The sequence below is a fragment of the Bacillus sp. BK450 genome, from assembly GCF_004364885.1.
Taxonomy (GTDB): domain Bacteria; phylum Bacillota; class Bacilli; order Bacillales; family Bacillaceae; genus Bacillus; species Bacillus safensis.
In genome coordinates this window covers 209,951-228,963 of record NZ_SOBQ01000002.1, presented here as the reverse complement: position 1 = coordinate 228,963, position 19,013 = coordinate 209,951, and the positions used below count along the sequence as shown (strand labels likewise).

Genomic DNA, 19,013 nt, shown 5'->3' with positions numbered 1-19,013 from the left:
CGAATAAGCCTTGCCCTATACAGGCAGGGCTTATGTCATGAAAGAGGGGAAATTGATGAAGTTTCAAGCAGAGGACGCGGATCGCTTTTTGCAATCTAAAGCTTACATTGATACCGCTATCATTCCATTAGTTGGGATTGATGCGGATCAAATGAAACAAACCGTGTCTTTAGGAGAGTTTACTATTCTTGTAGCAGATGAACTTGAAAGACAGTTAAAAGGGCGGGTTTTTCTTTTTCCGCCACATACATATTTGGAAGTGAGTGACCGGAAACAAGAAGATATACTCATAATGAAGCAGTCACTAAAAGATCATTTTCAGCATGTCGTATTAATTACATCTGATCACCAGTGGAAAGAGCATACTGAGATCAGTGAATCGCTATTTTTGCTCAAGCCGGTTCCGCTGGAGCATTTGAAGGTTGAATTAAAGCAAAAAGTCATTCAAGACAGTGTAGAACAAATTTTGAACTTTTTGTTACAAAAATGGAACCCGTCATAAAAACCCTTACATTTGCATTGTACATAGCTTTTTAGGATGTTGACCTTGTGAATAGATTGATATATTATGAGGGTGTCCTAGTTTTATGAAATTTTTTCTAATTCAGTTATAAAGTAGCTGACGACCTGAGGGGGGGAGAAAAAAATGAGCGAGAAGAGACATGGAGTGTCCAGGCGTCAATTTTTGAATTACACGTTGACCGGCGTGGGGGGATTTATGGCCGCTGGAATGCTCATGCCTATGGTTCGCTTTGCGCTTGACCCTGTGCTAAAAGGAACAGAGGATCAGGATATGGTTCAAGTTGTCAGTGTAGATGAACTGACAAAGGAACCGAAGCGCTTTGACTTTAAAATTGATCAAGTAGATGCATGGTACGAGTCAAAGGAATCTAGGTCAGCATGGGTGTACAAAGAAGGGGATGAAATTGTCGCTTTATCGCCAATCTGTAAACATTTAGGATGTACAGTGAACTGGAACAGTGATCCGAAAAATCCAAACAAATTTTTCTGCCCGTGCCATTATGGGCTGTACGACAAGGATGGTACAAACGTACCCGGAACTCCACCGCTTGCACCGCTTGACCATTATAAGCAGCAAGTGAAGGACGGATACCTCTATCTTGGAAAAGCTGTGCCGAAAGGGGAAGGGTAACGATGCTTAACAAGATTTACGATTGGGTAGATGAGCGGCTGGACATTACACCAATATGGAGAGATATTGCGGATCACGAGGTGCCAGAGCACGTCAACCCAGCACATCATTTCTCCGCTTTTGTGTATTGTTTTGGCGGTTTAACGTTTTTTGTGACAGTCATTCAAGTCCTTTCGGGCATGTTTTTAACGATGTATTACGTGCCGGATATTAAAAATGCCTGGGAATCTGTCTATTATTTGCAAAATGAAGTGGCATTTGGCCAGATTGTCAGAGGGATGCACCACTGGGGTGCGAGTTTAGTCATTGTGATGATGTTTTTACATACGCTAAGGGTCTTTTTCCAAGGGGCGTATAAAAAGCCTAGAGAGCTGAACTGGATTGTTGGTGTGCTCATTTTCTTTGTGATGCTTGGACTTGGTTTTACAGGTTATCTTTTACCATGGGATATGAAGGCGTTGTTTGCGACGAAGGTTGGTCTTCAAATTGCAGAAGCAACACCTTTCATTGGTAAAGAGATCAAAACGCTGCTTGCAGGTCATCCTGACATTGTAGGGGCACAAACGCTGACGAGATTTTTCGCTATCCATGTCTTTTTCTTGCCAGCGGCATTATTTGGGCTGATGGCTGCCCACTTTATTATGATTCGTAAGCAAGGAATTTCTGGACCGCTATAAAATGCTGCGTTTGATGAATGTTCAATGAGGAGGGGATGACTTTGCATAGGGGAAAAGGGATGAAGTTTGTCGGAGATTCCAGAATACCGGCAGAAAGAAAACCTAACATACCTAAAGACTATTCCGAATATCCGGGAAAAACAGAAGCCTTTTGGCCGAACTTTCTTTTAAAGGAATGGCTTGTAGGTGCCGTTTTTTTAATTGGATTTCTTGTCCTAACTGTTGTTCATGCGCCTCCGCTTGAGCGGATGGCTGATCCAACAGATACTGGCTATATTCCGCTGCCAGACTGGTATTTCCTATTTTTGTACCAGTTATTAAAATATGAATTTGCTGCAGGAAACTTCACTGTCGTCGGCGCGATGATTATGCCTGGAATTGCGTTTGGTGCACTTTTGCTCGCACCATTTCTTGATTCAGGTCCAGAACGCAGACCGTATAGAAGACCAATTGCAGTCGGGATGATGATTCTTGCAGTCGGCGCAGCAACATATTTAACGTGGGAGTCTGTTGCAACTCATGATTGGGAAGCAGCGGCAAAACAAGGTGAGATTAAGAAAGAAGCAGAGATTGATACTTCAGCTGAAGAGTATAAAATTTATCAAGAGCAGACATGTATCTCCTGCCACGGGGATAACATGCAGGGCGGAGCAGCCGGACCGTCACTCGTTGACAACGGTCTTGCGCCTGAGGAGATCGCTAAAATCGCTGTAGAAGGAAAAGGCAACATGCCGAAGGGTGTCTTTAAAGGCAGTGATGAAGAACTTGAGAAGCTCTCTAAATATTTATCTGAGGTCAAATCAAAATAATTCAGTTGTTTAAATGCAAGTACAAGGATATACTCAAAAGAGAAAAAGCTGGCGCTGTCAGCTTTTTTCTGATTTTAACAGATCGTGAGTGAAGAGACATATGAGATGGATTCAATATTTGCTAGCGACGCGCTACATGCTTGTGCTGGTGCTTATGATCAATTTCCTTGGCACTGTGTACGGCTACTATTGGTATATTCCGCAGCTCGTAGAGACGCCGGCTGTCTTTTTAGCTTTTGTACCAGATAGTCCAACGGCCAGCTTTTTCTTTTTATTTGTATTACTTGCGTTTTTGATGAAACGAAACGCTCCTTATTTTGAAGCACTTGCTCTTGTGACCTTGATTAAATATGGGTTATGGGCGGTAGGAATGAATATCTTTGTGCTTTTATCTGTTAATGATTTTCCGTGGGAAGGATACATGCTGATTGGGTCTCACTTTGCGATGGCGGTTCAGGCTGTATTGTTTGCGCCATATTATCGTTTTCAAATGCGTCATCTCGTGGTAGCAGGCATTTGGATCTTACATAATGATGTAATTGATTATGTATTTGGTATGATGCCCCGTTATTCTATGCTGTCTGCTTACTCAAACGAGATCGGCTACGTGACGTTTTGGCTAAGTATTGCGGTTCTTCTTGTTTCGTATTATCTCGTTCTATCGAAAAAATCGGTCAAGCTTGAACTCCCTTAACAATGTTGGTCTAACCTTGTCCTTTTCTTCATACGCTGTAAGGAGAAGGGCTAGGAGGGACTTGCATGAAACGAAAGCCAATCGCGATGATTCTATTATTTTTTCTCGTATTACAGCCAGCAGTTGTCAAAGGTGAGGAAACAGCTGCTAACACGCTGCAAGAATTAACGGAACTATCAGATTCCATCTTTCAATTAACGAGACAAGCTAAATATGATGAGGCGTTACAAGTCGCATTGTATGTTGAAAAGACATTTAAAGCTGAGAATTGGCGTGGAACTTTGACGAATACGCAGATTCGGCAAATTACACTTGGCTATCAAGATATGATAAAAGGGCTGCCGCAGGAAGAATTGAATGAGCGCGAAAAGCTTCGTTATGCCTCTCAATTTAGAATGCTGCTTGATGCGATCCAGTCGGATTCTGAGCCTCTTTGGGGTTCGCTGGAGAAGCCTATTATGGGCTCTTTTCCTACTTTGAAAAAAGAAGTAAAAGATCCAGAATCGACGACATTTTATGAAACTTGGAATGAGCTGGTTTCTTTATACGATATGATCTATCCAAGTTTAACCATTGATATTTCGCCTGAAAAGCTGCAGACGATTAAGCAGCACATGGAAGTGATTGAGCAAGGTGAATTTTTAAAAGCATCAAGTGGGACAAAGCTTGAACGTCTCACGAAGCTGGAAGAGGATTTATCGAGTGTGTTTGCTCACGTCGATGAAGATGAAGCGGATCCATCGCTTTTATGGGTCATCTTAACAACCGGGAGTATCATTTTATTAACGTTAACGTATGTTGGATTTCGGAAATATCGTGCAGAAAAAGAAAAGAAGCAAAAACGTCAGGCTGATTATCCTAAATCATAAAAAAAGAAGCCCAAAACTGGTGCTTCTTTTTTAATGCGGATTGAGCGGCTTTTTGTGTTCATCTAATGTAAAGCCTTCACCGAGTACATCATGCACGTCACTGACAGATACAAATGCATGAGGATCGACTGAGGTCACGACGCTTTTAAGGTGGACAAGCTCGTTTTTCGGAACGACGCAATAAAGAACGTTGCGCTCCTGTTTCGTATAGGAACCGACCCCTTTTAAGATGGTGACACCGCGCTCCATTTCATCTGTGATTTTCTTTTGAATGATGTCGTCTTTTTCAGAGATAATCATGGCGCCTTTGGCAGCGTAAGCGCCTTCTTGCATGAAGTCAATGACCTTCGCAGCCACAAACACTGCGACAAGTGTATACATCGCTTCTTTATAATTTAAGTAGGTCAGAGAGATGGTAATGACGCATGCGTCGAAGATGAACATTGTTCGTCCCATTGCCACCTGATAATGCTTGTTGATCAGTCTTGCAATGATGTCCACACCGCCTGTTGTACCGCCGAATTTAAAGATGATTCCGAGGCCTGTTCCGATAAATACACCTGCAAAGAGGGCGGCTAAGGCTAAATCGTGCTGGAGAGGCATATGTATTTGAAAGCGCTGGAAGATGGCAAGAAAGACAGAAAGACTCACTGTTCCTACAATTGTATAAGTAAACATCGTTCTGCCGAGCATTTTCCAGCCTATAAAAAAGATCGGAATGTTTAAGACAAGGTTTGAAATAGATGGGTCAATGTGAAATAGAAAATATAAAAGCAGTGTAATACCTGTAAATCCGCCTTCCGCCAAATTGTTCTGCATATTAAAATGAACAAGACCGAAAGAAAAAATCGCAGATCCTATTAAAATAAATACGATATTTTTAAGACGAATTTCTTTTAGCAAGAGACCACTCCTTTTTTTGCTTAGACAGCGATAATATTATATGGTATGGGAGAGAAACAAGCAAACTGAGTCTTAAACATTTGTCAAATATTTATGATTTCGCTAACATGTAAGAGATGGATAGGAGGATGAGCATCATGACAAAAGAAAAAACGCTGCGTCACGTGCAGCAAGAAGTAGATGATTACATAGGGCAATTTAAAGAAGGCTATTTCAGCCCGCTTGCCATGATGGCCCGCCTGACAGAAGAATTAGGGGAGCTGGCAAGAGAGGTTAACCATTACTATGGAGAAAAGCCGAAAAAAACAACGGAAACAGAAAAAAGCATGGAAGAAGAAATTGGCGATGTTTTGTTTGTGTTAACATGCCTTGCTAATTCACTTGATATTTCACTAGAAGAAGCACATGATCGTGTGATGCATAAATTCAACACAAGAGATAAAGACCGCTGGACGAAAAAAGAAGGGAAGTAGAGACGATGACGAACGAAACCATCAAAGTAGTAATCGCTGGAGCAAGAGGAAGAATGGGGATAGAGGCTGTGAAGCTGGCGGAAGAAACAGGCCATTTTGAGCTGGTGGCAGCACTTGATCACACGCATGAAGGAAAAAAATTATCTGATGTGATTCATACGACATCTCATGCGCCAATTTATACGGATATTGATGTGTGTCTTTCAGAAACAGCACCAGATGTATTAATTGATTTAACAACACCAGAAATCGGGAAAGTACATACAAAAAAAGCACTTGAACATGGCGTGCGTCCAGTCGTCGGAACAACTGGATTTTCAGAAGATGACCTAAAAGAGCTTCAGCAATTAACAGAAGAAAAGGGCATAGGCTGTATTATTGCACCAAACTTTGCTGTCGGTGCGGTCTTAATGATGAAATTTGCCAAAATGGCAGCGAATTATTTTCCTGATGTTGAAATCATTGAGCTTCACCATGATAAAAAACTAGATGCCCCAAGCGGTACGGGCTTAAAAACGGCTGAAATGATTGCAGAAGTAAGAGAAAGTAAAAAGCAGGGACATCCAGAAGAGAAAGAATTGATCGAAGGGGCACGAGGAGCAGATTATGATGGTATCCGTCTGCACAGCGTGAGACTTCCTGGCATGATTGCACATCAAGAAGTGCTGTTTGGAATGGACGGACAGACGCTCACCATTCGTCATGATTCTTATAACCGTGCATCCTTTATGTCAGGCGTGAAGCTTTCAGTAGAGCAGGTCATGCACATTGATCAGCTCGTTTATGGTTTAGAAAATATCATCGACTAATAAGGAGTGGATTCCTGATGAACATTGCTTTAATCGCTCATGATAAGAAAAAAAGTGACATGATTCAGTTTACCACTGCGTACCGTGATATTTTGGCAGATCATACACTTTACGCAACAGGGACAACAGGTTTGAGAGTGAAAGAAGCGACGGGGCTTCCCATTCATCGTTTCCAATCAGGACCACTTGGGGGAGATCAGCAGATCGGTGCTTTAATTGCTGATAATGCAATGGATCTTGTGCTCTTTTTTAGAGACCCGCTAACTGCGCAGCCGCATGAACCGGATGTATCTGCACTCATCCGGCTTTGCGATGTGTATACCATTCCATTAGCCACCAATATGGGAACTGCTGAAATTTTAGTCAGGAATTTAAATAAAGGTACGTTTGATTTTCGAGATGTAGCAAAAAACGGAGGAACAAATGAAACGACTTGATATCCTTGCATTCGGTGCCCATAGCGATGATGTAGAGATCGGAATGGGCGGAACGATTGCAAAATACGTAAAAAAAGGGGCGCGCGTCGGGATTTGCGACTTGACCCAGGCCGAATTATCTTCAAATGGAACAGTAGAGAGCCGCAAAGAAGAAGCAAAAGCCGCCGCCGCTATTTTAGGTGTCAGAGCGAGAATCCAGCTTACACTGCCAGATAGAGGGCTTTATCTAAACGACGAAGCGATGAAGGAAATTGCGGGCGTGATTCGAACTTACAAACCGAAACTGATTTTCGCTCCGTACCACCAAGATCGGCATCCAGATCATGGCCATGCGGGCTCACTTGTAGAAGAGGCCGCTTTTTCTGCAGGTATACATAAATTTGAAGATTCATACAAGCAGCCAGCGCATAAAATAAGCCAAATGTATTATTACATGATTAATGGGCAACATCGTCCAGATTTTGTGATCGATATTTCTGAGGAAATGCACCAAAAAATTGATAGCCTGCATGCGTATAAAAGCCAATTTGTTAAATCGGCAAACTCAGTAGAGACACCTCTTGTGAACGGTTATATTGATTTTGTCAAAATGAGAGAGTCTATGTATGGAAGAGAAGTCAACAAAGCTTATGCAGAAGGGTTTATCACAAAGAAACCACTTTTGTTGGACGATGACTTACTTGGGGGGTAATTATGAAAAAACTGAAGGTCGGAATTACTTGTTATCCAAGTGTCGGCGGCTCAGGCATTATAGCCACGGAGCTTGGAAAACGTTTAGCTGAAAAAGGGCACGATGTTCATTTCATTACCTCTAGCATTCCGTTTAGGCTTAATAAAGTATATCCGAATATTTATTTTCATGAGGTGGATGTGAATCAATATGCAGTTTTTCAATATCCGCCTTATGACCTTGCGCTGGCAAGTAAATTGGCAGAAGTCGCAAAACGAGAAAAGCTTGATATTATTCACGCGCATTATGCAGTCCCGCACGCTGTCTGTGCGTTCTTAGCCAAACAAATGACTGGACACTCTGTGAAAGTCGTTACGACGCTTCATGGAACGGATATTACGGTTTTAGGCTATGATCCATCATTAAAAGAAGTGATTCGGTTCGCCATCGAATCATCGGATCGCGTAACAGCGGTGTCGCATTCATTAGCTGCGCAGACATACGATCTCATCAAACCAGATAAAAAGATTGATACGATTCATAATTTTGTAGATGAACGGGTGTATTTGCGTGAAGATCACGATTTACTAAAGACACATTATGGTCTTTTACCGAACGAAAAGGTCATCATCCATGTATCAAACTTTCGAAAGGTGAAACGGGTGCATGACGTGATTCATGTGTTTCAAAAGATTGCTGAACAGGTGCAGGCAAAGCTGCTGCTCATTGGTGATGGTCCTGAAAAATCGGTTGTATGTGAACTCGTGAAAAAATTAGGACTGACAGACCGCGTGTTGTTTTTAGGCAAGCAAGAGAAGGTTGAGGAGCTATATTCAATAAGTGATTTGAAGCTGCTTCTTTCAGAGAAGGAGAGCTTTGGGCTTGTGCTTCTTGAAGCAATGGCGTGCGGTGTTCCTTGTATCGGTACGGATGTCGGCGGTATTCCAGAGGTCATTACACATGGAGAAACAGGGTTTCTTGTCCCGCTCGGCGATATAGACGGAGCAGCAAAGCACGCATTGTCTCTGCTGAAAGACGAAGCGCTTCATGAAAAAGTGTCAGCGGCAGCTCAGTCTAGTGTTCAGGCTCATTTCTCCTCTGATAAGATTGTGAGTGAATATGAGAAGCTTTACCTAGAATTGATCGAAGGTGATGATGAAGATGAATGAACCATTCACACATGCGATCCCTATATTACATACACTGCACGAACATGGGCATCAGGCTTACTTTGTCGGCGGAGCGGTGAGAGATGTTCTATTAGGACGGGAAATCGGTGATATCGATATTGCGACAGATGCAACACCTGATAAGGTTGAGTCTTTATTTGAGAAAACAGTAGATGTCGGTAAGGAGCATGGCACTGTCATTGTGTTGCATGATGGTGTTAGCTATGAGGTCACGACGTTTCGAACGGAATCAGAATATGAAGATTTTCGCAGACCGAAAGAAGTGGCGTTTATCACGTCGCTTAAGGAAGATCTTTTAAGAAGAGATTTAACGATTAATGCGATGGCCATGGATATAAATGGGGAAATTATTGATCATGTAGGTGGTAAACAGGATATTAAGCGGAAACGAATTCAAACTGTTGGAGATCCTGCGTGCCGCTTTCAAGAAGATGCGCTTCGCATGATGAGAGCTGTCCGTTTTTTAAGCCAGCTTGGCTTTGAACTCGCTGATGAAACGGCTGAAGCTATGAAAAAGGATAAGCATCTGCTTGCCAACATATCAGTTGAGCGCAAAAAGATTGAAATGGAGAAGCTTTTAAAAGGCCGTCATTGTGAGCAGGCCATTCAAGTACTCATTTCAACCAAATTATATGAAGAATTGCCAGGTCTCAAAGAGGAGCGTCTTCATGAATCCTTTCAAGCCTTTCCATATTACTTACTGGATGGACTAGAAGAGGTATGGGGGGCTTGCATTCATTTACTCGGCCTAGATGAAGCGGAGGCTGCGGCCTTCTTAAAAGAATGGAAGCTGTCAACCAAGCTTTTGAAAGAAGCAGTAGCCATTAGTAAATATGTTGATTGTGACTGGGATGCGGAAAACATGTTTGAAGCTGGTGAACACGTGCTCTTATCTAGTTTGAAGATCACACAGCTAAAACATGAGCGCCGCATTTTCTTTGATGAACTGGAGGCAGCGAAGCGTTCTTATGATGCACTGCCGATTAAAAAGCTCCAAGACCTCGCTGTTTCAGGAAAAGATTTAATGGCCTTTCGGCAAAAGACGTCTGGGAAATGGATTGCAGAGGAGCTCAATTTTGTGAAAAAAGCCGTTTTGCAAAACCGTTTAGAAAACCGAAAAGAAGCCATAGAGGAGTGGCTTAAAGCATGCGATCCGCAATTAGAAAACGATTAATTGAACTATTTACAGCATCCAGTGAGGATTTTGTCTCAAGTCAGCAGATTTGTGATGAACTTGGCTGCTCCCGAACAGCTGTGTGGAAGCATATGGAGGACTTGCGAAAAGAGGGGTATGAGGTAGAAGCAGTCAGAAGAAAAGGATACCGTCTGCTTCGTAAACCGGACAAAATTAGTGAGGACGAAATTCTGTTTGGTCTGGAAACAGAGAGCTTTGGCAGGCATATTTTCTTTCAGAAAGAAGTCGCTTCAACCCAGCTGATTGCCCATGATCTTGTCAATGAAGGTGCGTCCCACGGCACGATCGTTGTCAGCGATCATCAGACAAACGGAAAAGGGCGTCTTCAAAGAACGTGGCATTCACCAAACGGGACAGGCATTTGGATGAGTCTCATTCTCAGGCCTGAAATTCCGCTGCATAAAGCGCCGCAAATGACGCTTTTGGCATCTGTAGCCATCGCAGAAGCGATTGCGCAGCAAACAGGACTCAGTCCATCTATTAAATGGCCAAACGATATTTTGTTGAATGGAAAAAAGGTCGTTGGCATTCTGACTGAATTAAAAGCAGAAGCGGACCAGGTTCATGCGGTCATTATTGGACCGGGCATAAATGTGAACCAAACAGCTGATGACTTCCCGGATGACCTAAAGGATGTCGCCACAAGTCTGCGGATGGAACTGAATGAAAAAGTGGATCGTGCTGCACTTATACAACAGATCATGTCCACTTTTGAAAAAAGATATGATGATTATATGAAGCAAGGATTTGCGCCGATTAAACATTTATGGGAATCGTTTGCGATGACGATCGGTCGACATATTGTGGCCCGCACCGTCAATGGGCAATATACGGGGAAGGCGCTTGGCATCAATGAAGAAGGTGTTTTATTGCTTGAAACGGAGGACGGTATCCAAAAAATCTACTCCGCAGACATTGAGATCAAGTCAACTTGAGTGGAACACCCGGCACATTTTTGATATACTTCGTGTGGGCAGTATCTGCAAAGAACTGTACCTGTTATGAAGAAAAATTCGATAAATTTCTGCCTTGATCCTAAGGGACTTGGACAGAGGGATGATTCGCCGCACATGAGAAATCAAAGCATGTGATGTGAGGCAAGCCATCTCCTCTCCAGAATGAGGAGGAACAAATGAAGACAAAGCTAGATTTTTTCAAAATGAAAGAACAAAACGAACCTATTGTGATGCTGACCGCATACGACTATCCAGCTGCAAAGCAAGCGGAAAAAGCGGAAGTCGACATGATTTTAGTTGGTGATTCACTTGGGATGGTTGTACTTGGACTAGATTCTACAGTTCAAGTCACGATGGATGATATGATCCATCACACAAAAGCAGTGAAAAGAGGCGCAAAAGACACATTTGTTGTGACTGATATGCCATTTATGTCTTACCATTATTCGTTAGAAGAAACAATGAAAAATGCTGCACGCATCATGCAAGAAAGCGGTGCCGATGCCTTAAAGCTAGAAGGCGGAGATGGAGTATTTGAATCCATTCAAGCTCTAACAAGAGGCGGAATTCCTGTCGTCAGTCATTTAGGCCTCACACCTCAATCAGTTGGTGTACTTGGCGGGTATAAAGTACAAGGAAAAGACCACGAAAGTGCTCAAAAATTGATTGAAGACAGCTTGAAATGTGAGGAAGCCGGTGCAATCGCTCTTGTGCTGGAATGCGTACCTGGCGAACTGACAAAACGAATTACCGACATGCTGAAGATTCCTGTGATCGGAATTGGTGCAGGAGCTGAGGCAGACGGACAAGTTCTCGTTTACCATGATGTGGTAGGATACGGGGTGTCTAGAACACCTAAGTTTGTGAAACAATACGCGCAAATTGATACTGTTTTAGAAGAAGCGCTCATTCAATATACAAAAGAAGTAAAAGCACGCACATTTCCAGAGGACATGCACACGTTTCATATCAAAGAAGAAGTCCTTGATGGCTTATATGGGGGAATCAAGAAATGAACATTGTCTCCCATATTCACGAGCTAAAAGAATTAATCAAGCAGCATCAAGAAAACAAGCATTCCATCGGCTTTGTCCCAACGATGGGTTTTCTTCATGAAGGACATCTGACGCTTGCGAAAGAGGCAAGAGGTCAAAATGACATTGTCGTGATGAGTATTTTTGTCAATCCTTTGCAATTTGGACCAAATGAAGACTTTGAATCCTACCCAAGGGATATGGAAAGAGACCAGCGTCTTGCAGAAGCAGCAGGGGTGGATATTTTATTTACACCTGATGTGAAGGAAATGTACCAAAATGAACCATCTATTACGATGACGGTTCAAAAGCGGACAGATGTCTTATGCGGAAAAAAACGTCCAGGACATTTTGACGGTGTTGTCACTGTGCTCACAAAGCTGTTTCATCTTGTGTCACCAACAAATGTCTACTTTGGTCTAAAGGATGCACAGCAAGTCGCTGTGATCGATGCGATGATCAAGGATTTCTTCTTTGATCTTCACCTTGTATCTGTACCGACAGTCAGAGAAGAAGACGGTTTAGCGAAAAGCTCAAGGAATGTGTACTTGTCAGAAAAAGAAAGACAAGAAGCACCCGCTTTATACCGCGCATTAAAAAAAGGCCGGTCAGCTGTTGAAAAAGGTGAACGTGATGTCAGTCGTGTATATCAGCTGATTGAAGAGGAACTTGTTCAGACGTGCGGTGAAATTGATTATATTGAGATCTATTCTTATCCAGAACTTGAGCCGCTTCAGCAGTTAGCAGGTCAAGTCATTATGGCGGTTGCGGTGAAATTCTCACGGGCAAGACTGATTGATAATGTGATTTTCCATGTTCCTGAAAGCGGTGAAAAACATGTATAGAACCTTTATGACATCTAAGCTTCATAAAGCAACGGTAACAGAAGCAAACTTACATTATGTAGGCAGTATTACGATTGACGAAGATTTACTTGATGCGGCAGGTATGATGGCAAATGAGAAAGTACAAATTGTCAATAATCATAATGGCGCAAGACTTGAAACATATATTATTCCCGGCGAAAGAAAGAGCGGTGTCATTTGTCTAAATGGGGCGGCGGCGAGACTCGTTCAGCCTGGGGATGAAGTCATTATTATCGCTTATGGGATGCTGTCAGAAGAAGAAGCTAAGACACATACACCAAAAGTGGTCGTGTTAAATAAACAAAATCAAATTGAACAAATGATTGGGCAAGAGCCTGCGAGAACGATTTTATAACGCAGGCTCCGTGGAAACAGAACAGTTTCAGAAGAGAGGCTGTTCTGTTTCATCTATTTTGTCCAGAGCGTGTTTCACTTCAGGGTGAAACGAGGAATTGAGGTGTCCATTTTATGACCGATCAAAGGTTTGTTGTCGTTGATATTGAAACCACCGGGAATTCACCTAAAAAGGGTGATAAAATCATTCAAATAGCTGCGGTGGTCATTGAAAATGGACAAATTGTCGAACGGTATTCAAAATATGTGAACCCGGGAAAAGCAATCCCAGGATTTATTGAACAGCTGACAGGCATTCAGCAGCACATGGTTGACGATGCGGTGTTTTTTGAGGACATTGCCCAAGAGGTGTATGATCTCATACAGGGTGCTTATTTTGTTGCGCACAATGTTCATTTTGACTTGAATTTTTTAAATGATGAACTAAAAGCATGCGGGAAAAATGAGCTGGATGTGCTAGCAATTGATACAGTTGAGATCTCTAGAATTCTTTATCCTGAGCTTGAAGGTTATAAGCTCACTGAATTAAGTGAAGAGCTCATGCTTCCACATGACCACCCGCATAGGGCGGATAGTGATGCGGAAGTTACTGCCATGTTATTTTTAACTTTATTACATCAATTAAAACATACACCGAAAAATGTGCTGAAGCAGCTGCGCAGATTATCCTCTTATCTCCTAAGTGATATAGGACTTTTAATTAAGCAGCTTGAAACAAGCCATGATAGCCGGGAAGATTCTTTAGTGGAAGTCGGCTCTTTTTCTGTAAAAGATGTCACCAATCCTATCAGTAGGGCGACACATTCAGTAAGTGAAGATGATGAACAGCTGTTTGAGGAAATCAAAAAGAAGCTTCCGCAAACGGTAGAAGGGTATGAGGTAAGAGAAGGCCAGCTTACAATGATGAATAAAGTGAGAGACGTGTTTCATGAAAGAGCCTATGCATTAATTGAAGCGGCACCGGGTATTGGGAAAACGCTCGCTTACCTCATCCCAGCTGCTCTAGAAGCGAGGAAATCAGGAAAACCTGTCATTATTAGTACATATTCCATCCTTTTGCAGCAGCAAATGCTTCAGCGCGATGTGCCGATGTTGAATCAATTGCTCCCGTTTGAGCCTGCTGCCTGTGTATTTAAAGGTCGGGCGCATTACATTTGTTTAGATAAGTTTGAGCATGTTCTTCATGAGGAAGATGATAACTATGATGTCGTCTTAACGAAGGCGCAAATTTTAATGTGGCTCCTTGTAACAGAAACAGGTGATTTATCTGAACTGAATTTACCGTCAGGAGCTGCCAATATAAAAGACCGCATTTCCTGTGTGCATATGCCGTTTACATCGAAAAAGCGCCGTTTTAAAGAGTATTGCTTTTATGAGCGCGCCAAAAAAAGGGCAAAAACAGCTGATTTAATTTTAACGAATCATCGTCTGCTTTTATCACAAACGGAGGCATCGTCTATCTTTCAGCATGCTGACGTATATGTGATAGACGAAGCCCATCAATTTGAGAAAACAGCCAATGAAGCACTAGGGGATAGTGCGTCTTATATCCAGCTTCACGCGAAATTAACGCAGCTTGGCTCCTTGCAAAGCGGACTGTTAAAGAAACTGAAAAAGAGATTTCATCATGCAGGGTTACAGACAGACACCTTTATTGAAATGGATGAGTATCTCAATCAGCTTCAAATGGAAAGTGACGCTTTCTTTAGCACCGTCCATTCATTTGTGAAAAGGACAAAACCAAAAGCCGACATCAATCGTCTCATTCATAGAGTACGTCATCATTCAAAGCATGCTCAGTGGAAACGGATTAAAGAAACGGCAAGTAAGCTTTGTTCCTTGTTAATTGCTTGTGAGAAACTGTATGAACAGCAAAAAAATGAGCTTCTTCAAAAAAGTGATCAGCTGACAGAACACTTTGCCTTTGAAGCAGAGGAATACGACCAAGTCATGTCGTTTATGCATACTTTTTGCAGTACACTGTACCGGTTTATCTTTGAACCGAAAAACGATGAAACGGTTTGGATTGAAATTGATGCAAAAGGTGCCAAAAACGCAGTCTTTATGCATGCACAGCCGTTAGATACTGGGGAGCTTTTGGCTGATCGTTTCTTTATGAACAAAAAGAGTGTTGTCCTCACATCAGGGACACTCACCATCAATCACCGCTTTGATTATTGCTTGGAACGGTTTGGCCTGCAAGATTTTTATCCTCATCTTGTGCAAATTGATTCACCTTTTGAACTTGAAAAACAGCTTAAGGTCATTGTTCCAGCAGACATGCCGCCGATTACAAACCGTGATGAACGAGATTATGTAAAGCAGGCTGCGCAATATATTAAGGTTATGGAAAAGCAGCAGCATGCAAAAATATTGGTTTTGTTTAATTCACATGAGATGTTAAAAGCAGTTTATGAAGAGCTAAAAACAGAAGGGATGCAGTCAGCCCTTTTTGCTCAAGGTTTGACAGGTGGAAGCCCTGTAAAATTAACGAAAATGTTCAAATTAGCAAAACAAGCCATTTTACTTGGTACGGGTAGTTTTTGGGAAGGTGTTGATTTTCCGGGCTCAGAGCTGACAACAGTCATCATGGCACGTCTTCCGTTCAGACCGCCTGATTCTCCTCTCATTGAAGCCAAATGTGATGCAGCTAAAAAACAAGGGAAAAACCCGTTTAAAGCCGTCGCTTTACCAGAAGCTGTGTTAACCTTTAAGCAAGGAGCTGGACGCTTGCTGCGCTCTGAAAAAGACATAGGCACATTGCTGATTTTAGACCGCCGAGTGAAAACAGCTTCATATGGAAAACTATTTTTAGAATCACTCCCTCATGCGCCGGTTCACGAGATGTCAAAAGAGTCACTTGAGGCGTATATAGAAAACCTTAACAACGAAAAGCCGCTGTCATAAGCGGCCTTTAGCTGGTGTGGGTTTGGAGTTAATTTATCGTAACGGCTTTTTGTGTTCCGTTGTAAAAATAGTATCGGTTCCCGTGCAGAAAAGTATGACTAACAATATTTACGTACCGAGGAGGAATTAGAAGTGGAAAGTAAAATAGAGGTACTTTCAACTGTTCAAATTAAGCATTCAGAAGACCTATACAAAATCGTTGATTTATTGAACAGAACGCTTAAAAGAGAAGATCTCATGTTTGGATTAGCATTAGATCAAGAAGACCAAAATCAAGCGGTATTTACGATATATCGCACATAGGGGAAGCTTGACATGAAAAAAATAGTCTGGATTATTTCATCTGTAGTGGCTCTCGTTCTGCTTATTGGCATCATCAGCTTTACGTGGATTTATCAAATTGCCATGGGACAAAGAGAACAAGGGCATGAAGCAGCGATCGAACGAGCAAAAGAACAAGCAAACATCGTACAAGTGGAGCAAGTGGAAACCTTTGTCGGGAAAGAAAAACAATTTATTGTTGAAGGGAAAAACAAACAGAATGAAACGACCTACGTTTGGGTTCCTGCCAGCAAAAAAGAAAAAGTGATCGCAAAAAAAGCAAAAGAAGGCATTACCTCGAATCAAGCAGTACAAGCCGTTCAAAAAGAGAACACGGTCTCTAAGCTAAAAGAAGTCAAATTAGCGAGAGAAGGTGACGTACTTCTTTGGGAAGTGACATATTTAAATGAAAACAATCAATATAGCTTCAGCTATGTCGACTTCTCGACAGGACACGTGGAAAAAAATTTAACACCGTAGTTTCTCCTGTCTTGCGTTGACCATGCTGATTTAGAACGGTTATAATAAAATGTATGAAAAAAGATTCACACCTGTCTAAAGGTGAGTTTCTTTCTGGCTTTGGAGGGAATTATGTTGAAAACAACGATTAATCAAGTGTTCAAACACGTCGATCAAGAAGTAACCATCGGCGCATGGATTGCCAATAAACGTTCAAGCGGAAAAATTGCATTTTTGCAGCTGCGTGACGGGACAGGCTTTATTCAAGGAGTCGTAGTAAAAGCAGAAGTGGAAGAGGAAGTCTTTAAGCTTGCGAAATCAGTCACTCAAGAAACATCTGTCTATGTGACAGGTCAAGTGACAAAAGATGAGCGTTCACCGCTAGGTTTTGAATTGCAAGTGAAATCCATTGAAGTGATTCATGAAGCGACAGATTATCCAATTACACCAAAAGAGCATGGAACAGAATTCTTAATGGATCACCGTCATTTATGGCTTCGTTCTAAAAAACAGCATGCCATTATGAAAATCCGTAACGAAATTATTCGTGCTACATATGAATACTTCCATCAAGAAGGTTTCGTGAAAGTAGATCCGCCAATTTTAACTGGAAGTGCACCTGAAGGCACAACGGAACTGTTTGCTACGAAATATTTTGATGAAGATGCATACCTTTCTCAAAGTGGCCAGCTTTACATGGAAGCTGCAGCAATGGCACTCGGAAAAGTATTCTCATTTGGCCCAACATTTAGAGCTGAAAAATCTAAAACAAAACGTCATTTAATTGAGTTTTGGATGATCGAGCCGGAGATGGCTTTTGTCGAATTCAATGAAAACCTTGAGTATCAAGAAAATTATGTGACTCATGTTGTGCAAAGTGTACTTGAAAACTGTAAAGTGGAGCTGCAAACATTAGGCCGTGATACAGCAAAATTAGAAAATATCAAAGCACCATTCCCGCGCATCACTTACGATGAAGCGATTAAATTCTTGCAGGAAAAAGGCTTTGATGATATCGAATGGGGAGATGACTTCGGAGCGCCTCACGAAACTGCGATCGCCGAAAGCTATGATAAACCAGTGTTTATCACTCATTACCCAACATCATTAAAACCGTTTTATATGCAGCCAGCACCGGATCGTGAAGATGTTGTCCTTTGTGCAGACTTGATTGCACCAGAAGGCTACGGAGAGATTATTGGCGGTTCTGAGCGTGTTCATGATTTAGAGCTTCTTGAAGCAAGATTGAAAGAACATGGGCTTGATCAGGAAACTTACAAATGGTATACAGAATTAAGACAATACGGTTCTGTACCGCATTCAGGTTTTGGTCTTGGACTTGAACGTACAGTTGCTTGGATTAGCGGAGCGCCGCATGTGCGTGAAACCATTCCTTTCCCAAGATTATTAAACCGTTTATACCCTTAAGACGTGAAAGCCTCCAACAAATGGAGGCTTTTTCAAACGTCTTTTTAGAGAGGCACGTGAAATAAAACGTGATATACTTAAAGTGAAGAGGTGTATCCGATGAATAGGCAGCAATTTATTAATATGCAGCAAATGGGGTCGACAAGTTTGCCTAATTTGCTGATTGCTCATTATGAGCAGTTAGGACTGAATGAATCACAGATGATGGTGATGCTCAAGATTAAAATGAATGAAGAACAAGGCGTTTTCTTTCAAACATTTGAAGAGCTTTCTCAAGGCATGACCATTTCAGCGGAAGAGTGCGCGTATATGGTTCAGCATCTGATTCAAAAAGGATTTATCTCGATTCAGCCATTTGAAGACAGGTCTGGTATTCAGCATGACCGTTACTCGGTAGAACCTTTATGGGGCGTGCTGTATGACTTTTTAGAAACAAAACAGGCGAAAGAAGTTCAAAAACAACAGGTGCAGGCTGAAAAATCTTTATATGCTTTATTTGAAGATGAATTCGGCAGACCGCTGTCACCCCTTGAAGGAGAAACGCTTTCGATCTGGATGGATCAAGACCATCATGATGCTGAGATGATTCGGCTAGCACTAAGAGAAGCCGTTTTATCAGGAAAATTAAATTTCCGTTATATTGATCGAATTTTATTTGAGTGGAAAAAGAAAGGGCTGAAAACAGCGAAGGAAGCAAAAGAACATAGCCAGCACTTCCGTTCTCAGCAGAAAACGCCACCTTCAAACGAAGAGACGTCCACTTATAAACGACAAGTTCCTTTTTATAATTGGCTGGAACAATAACCAAT

At 41.9% G+C, this 19,013-nt stretch carries 22 protein-coding genes; 21 read left to right on the top strand and 1 reads right to left on the bottom strand.

Annotated elements, in window-relative coordinates:
* The first annotated feature begins 55 nt into the window (after window positions 1-55).
* From EV579_RS06250 to ypjB, 6 genes are all read left to right on the top strand, one after another.
* A complete protein-coding gene (locus tag EV579_RS06250; protein ID WP_133744146.1) occupies window positions 56-502 on the top strand; it encodes a YpiF family protein in 447 nt (148 codons plus the stop codon).
* 144 nt (window positions 503-646) lie between these two features.
* Window positions 647-1,153 carry a ubiquinol-cytochrome c reductase iron-sulfur subunit gene (locus EV579_RS06245; RefSeq protein WP_007500911.1) on the top strand — a complete coding sequence of 169 codons (507 nt, stop codon included), beginning with the start codon at window positions 647-649 and terminating at the stop codon, window positions 1,151-1,153.
* 2 nt (window positions 1,154-1,155) lie between these two features.
* A complete protein-coding gene (gene qcrB, locus EV579_RS06240; protein WP_003215804.1) occupies window positions 1,156-1,830 on the top strand; it encodes a menaquinol-cytochrome c reductase cytochrome b subunit in 675 nt (224 codons plus the stop codon).
* Between the two features lie 41 nt (window positions 1,831-1,871).
* Window positions 1,872-2,639: a menaquinol-cytochrome c reductase cytochrome b/c subunit gene (locus tag EV579_RS06235; RefSeq protein WP_073206084.1), complete on the top strand. Its 768-nt coding sequence runs from the start codon at window positions 1,872-1,874 to the stop codon at window positions 2,637-2,639.
* 100 nt (window positions 2,640-2,739) lie between these two features.
* On the top strand, window positions 2,740-3,333 hold the full coding sequence (gene lhaT / locus EV579_RS06230) for a lipoprotein heptaprenylglyceryl N-acetyltransferase LhaT (protein ID WP_133744145.1): 594 nt from the start codon (window positions 2,740-2,742) through the stop codon (window positions 3,331-3,333).
* A gap of 65 nt (window positions 3,334-3,398) precedes the next feature.
* Complete coding sequence (gene ypjB, locus EV579_RS06225) at window positions 3,399-4,202, top strand: sporulation protein YpjB (RefSeq protein WP_024422790.1); 804 nt, start codon at window positions 3,399-3,401, stop codon at window positions 4,200-4,202.
* Window positions 4,203-4,232: 30 nt separating this feature from the next.
* On the opposite strand, the gene EV579_RS06220 is transcribed toward ypjB, so the two are convergent.
* Window positions 4,233-5,105: a YitT family protein gene (locus tag EV579_RS06220; protein ID WP_024422789.1), complete on the bottom strand. Its 873-nt coding sequence runs from the start codon at window positions 5,103-5,105 to the stop codon at window positions 4,233-4,235.
* Between the two features lie 137 nt (window positions 5,106-5,242).
* On the opposite strand from EV579_RS06220, the gene EV579_RS06215 reads away from it, so the two are divergent.
* The 15 genes from EV579_RS06215 to EV579_RS06145 all read left to right on the top strand — a co-directional run bounded on the left by EV579_RS06215 (window position 5,243) and on the right by EV579_RS06145 (window position 19,008).
* The gene (locus EV579_RS06215; RefSeq protein ID WP_024422788.1) at window positions 5,243-5,578 is read left to right on the top strand and encodes a nucleotide pyrophosphohydrolase; all 336 of its coding nucleotides are present in this window, start codon (window positions 5,243-5,245) and stop codon (window positions 5,576-5,578) included.
* Between the two features lie 5 nt (window positions 5,579-5,583).
* Window positions 5,584-6,387 (top strand): 4-hydroxy-tetrahydrodipicolinate reductase, encoded by an 804-nt coding sequence (gene dapB / locus EV579_RS06210; RefSeq protein ID WP_041109607.1) that lies wholly within the window; start codon window positions 5,584-5,586, stop codon window positions 6,385-6,387.
* A gap of 17 nt (window positions 6,388-6,404) precedes the next feature.
* Window positions 6,405-6,824 (top strand): methylglyoxal synthase, encoded by a 420-nt coding sequence (gene mgsA, locus EV579_RS06205; protein WP_024422786.1) that lies wholly within the window; start codon window positions 6,405-6,407, stop codon window positions 6,822-6,824.
* Window positions 6,811-7,515, top strand: a complete 705-nt coding sequence (gene bshB1, locus EV579_RS06200) for a bacillithiol biosynthesis deacetylase BshB1 (protein ID WP_133744144.1) — start codon at window positions 6,811-6,813, stop codon at window positions 7,513-7,515. The genes mgsA and bshB1 overlap by 14 nt, the downstream gene beginning before the upstream one ends.
* Window positions 7,516-7,517: 2 nt before the next feature.
* Window positions 7,518-8,663, top strand: a complete 1,146-nt coding sequence (gene bshA / locus EV579_RS06195) for an N-acetyl-alpha-D-glucosaminyl L-malate synthase BshA (RefSeq protein WP_133744143.1) — start codon at window positions 7,518-7,520, stop codon at window positions 8,661-8,663.
* The gene (locus tag EV579_RS06190; RefSeq protein WP_024428104.1) at window positions 8,656-9,858 is read left to right on the top strand and encodes a CCA tRNA nucleotidyltransferase; all 1,203 of its coding nucleotides are present in this window, start codon (window positions 8,656-8,658) and stop codon (window positions 9,856-9,858) included. Before bshA ends, EV579_RS06190 begins: the two co-directional genes overlap by 8 nt.
* On the top strand, window positions 9,831-10,814 hold the full coding sequence (locus tag EV579_RS06185) for a biotin--[acetyl-CoA-carboxylase] ligase (RefSeq protein WP_133744142.1): 984 nt from the start codon (window positions 9,831-9,833) through the stop codon (window positions 10,812-10,814). The genes EV579_RS06190 and EV579_RS06185 overlap by 28 nt, the downstream gene beginning before the upstream one ends.
* Before the next feature lie 197 nt (window positions 10,815-11,011).
* Entirely contained in the window at window positions 11,012-11,851 is an 840-nt protein-coding gene (panB, locus tag EV579_RS06180) for a 3-methyl-2-oxobutanoate hydroxymethyltransferase (RefSeq protein WP_024422781.1), read from the top strand.
* On the top strand, window positions 11,848-12,714 hold the full coding sequence (panC, locus tag EV579_RS06175) for a pantoate--beta-alanine ligase (protein ID WP_133744141.1): 867 nt from the start codon (window positions 11,848-11,850) through the stop codon (window positions 12,712-12,714). The genes panB and panC overlap by 4 nt, the downstream gene beginning before the upstream one ends.
* On the top strand, window positions 12,707-13,090 hold the full coding sequence (gene panD, locus EV579_RS06170; RefSeq protein ID WP_024422780.1) for an aspartate 1-decarboxylase: 384 nt from the start codon (window positions 12,707-12,709) through the stop codon (window positions 13,088-13,090). The genes panC and panD overlap by 8 nt, the downstream gene beginning before the upstream one ends.
* Window positions 13,091-13,203: 113 nt before the next feature.
* The gene (gene dinG, locus EV579_RS06165) at window positions 13,204-15,996 is read left to right on the top strand and encodes an ATP-dependent DNA helicase DinG (RefSeq protein ID WP_133744140.1); all 2,793 of its coding nucleotides are present in this window, start codon (window positions 13,204-13,206) and stop codon (window positions 15,994-15,996) included.
* Between the two features lie 132 nt (window positions 15,997-16,128).
* Window positions 16,129-16,299 (top strand): YpmA family protein, encoded by a 171-nt coding sequence (locus tag EV579_RS06160; RefSeq protein WP_065214698.1) that lies wholly within the window; start codon window positions 16,129-16,131, stop codon window positions 16,297-16,299.
* A 12-nt stretch (window positions 16,300-16,311) separates the two neighbouring features.
* Window positions 16,312-16,797 (top strand): cell wall elongation/penicillin-binding protein regulator TseB, encoded by a 486-nt coding sequence (gene tseB, locus EV579_RS06155; RefSeq protein WP_024422779.1) that lies wholly within the window; start codon window positions 16,312-16,314, stop codon window positions 16,795-16,797.
* A 114-nt stretch (window positions 16,798-16,911) separates the two neighbouring features.
* A complete protein-coding gene (asnS, locus tag EV579_RS06150) occupies window positions 16,912-18,204 on the top strand; it encodes an asparagine--tRNA ligase (protein ID WP_024422778.1) in 1,293 nt (430 codons plus the stop codon).
* A 99-nt stretch (window positions 18,205-18,303) separates the two neighbouring features.
* Entirely contained in the window at window positions 18,304-19,008 is a 705-nt protein-coding gene (locus tag EV579_RS06145) for a DnaD domain-containing protein (RefSeq protein ID WP_024422777.1), read from the top strand.
* Window positions 19,009-19,013: the final 5 nt, after the last annotated feature.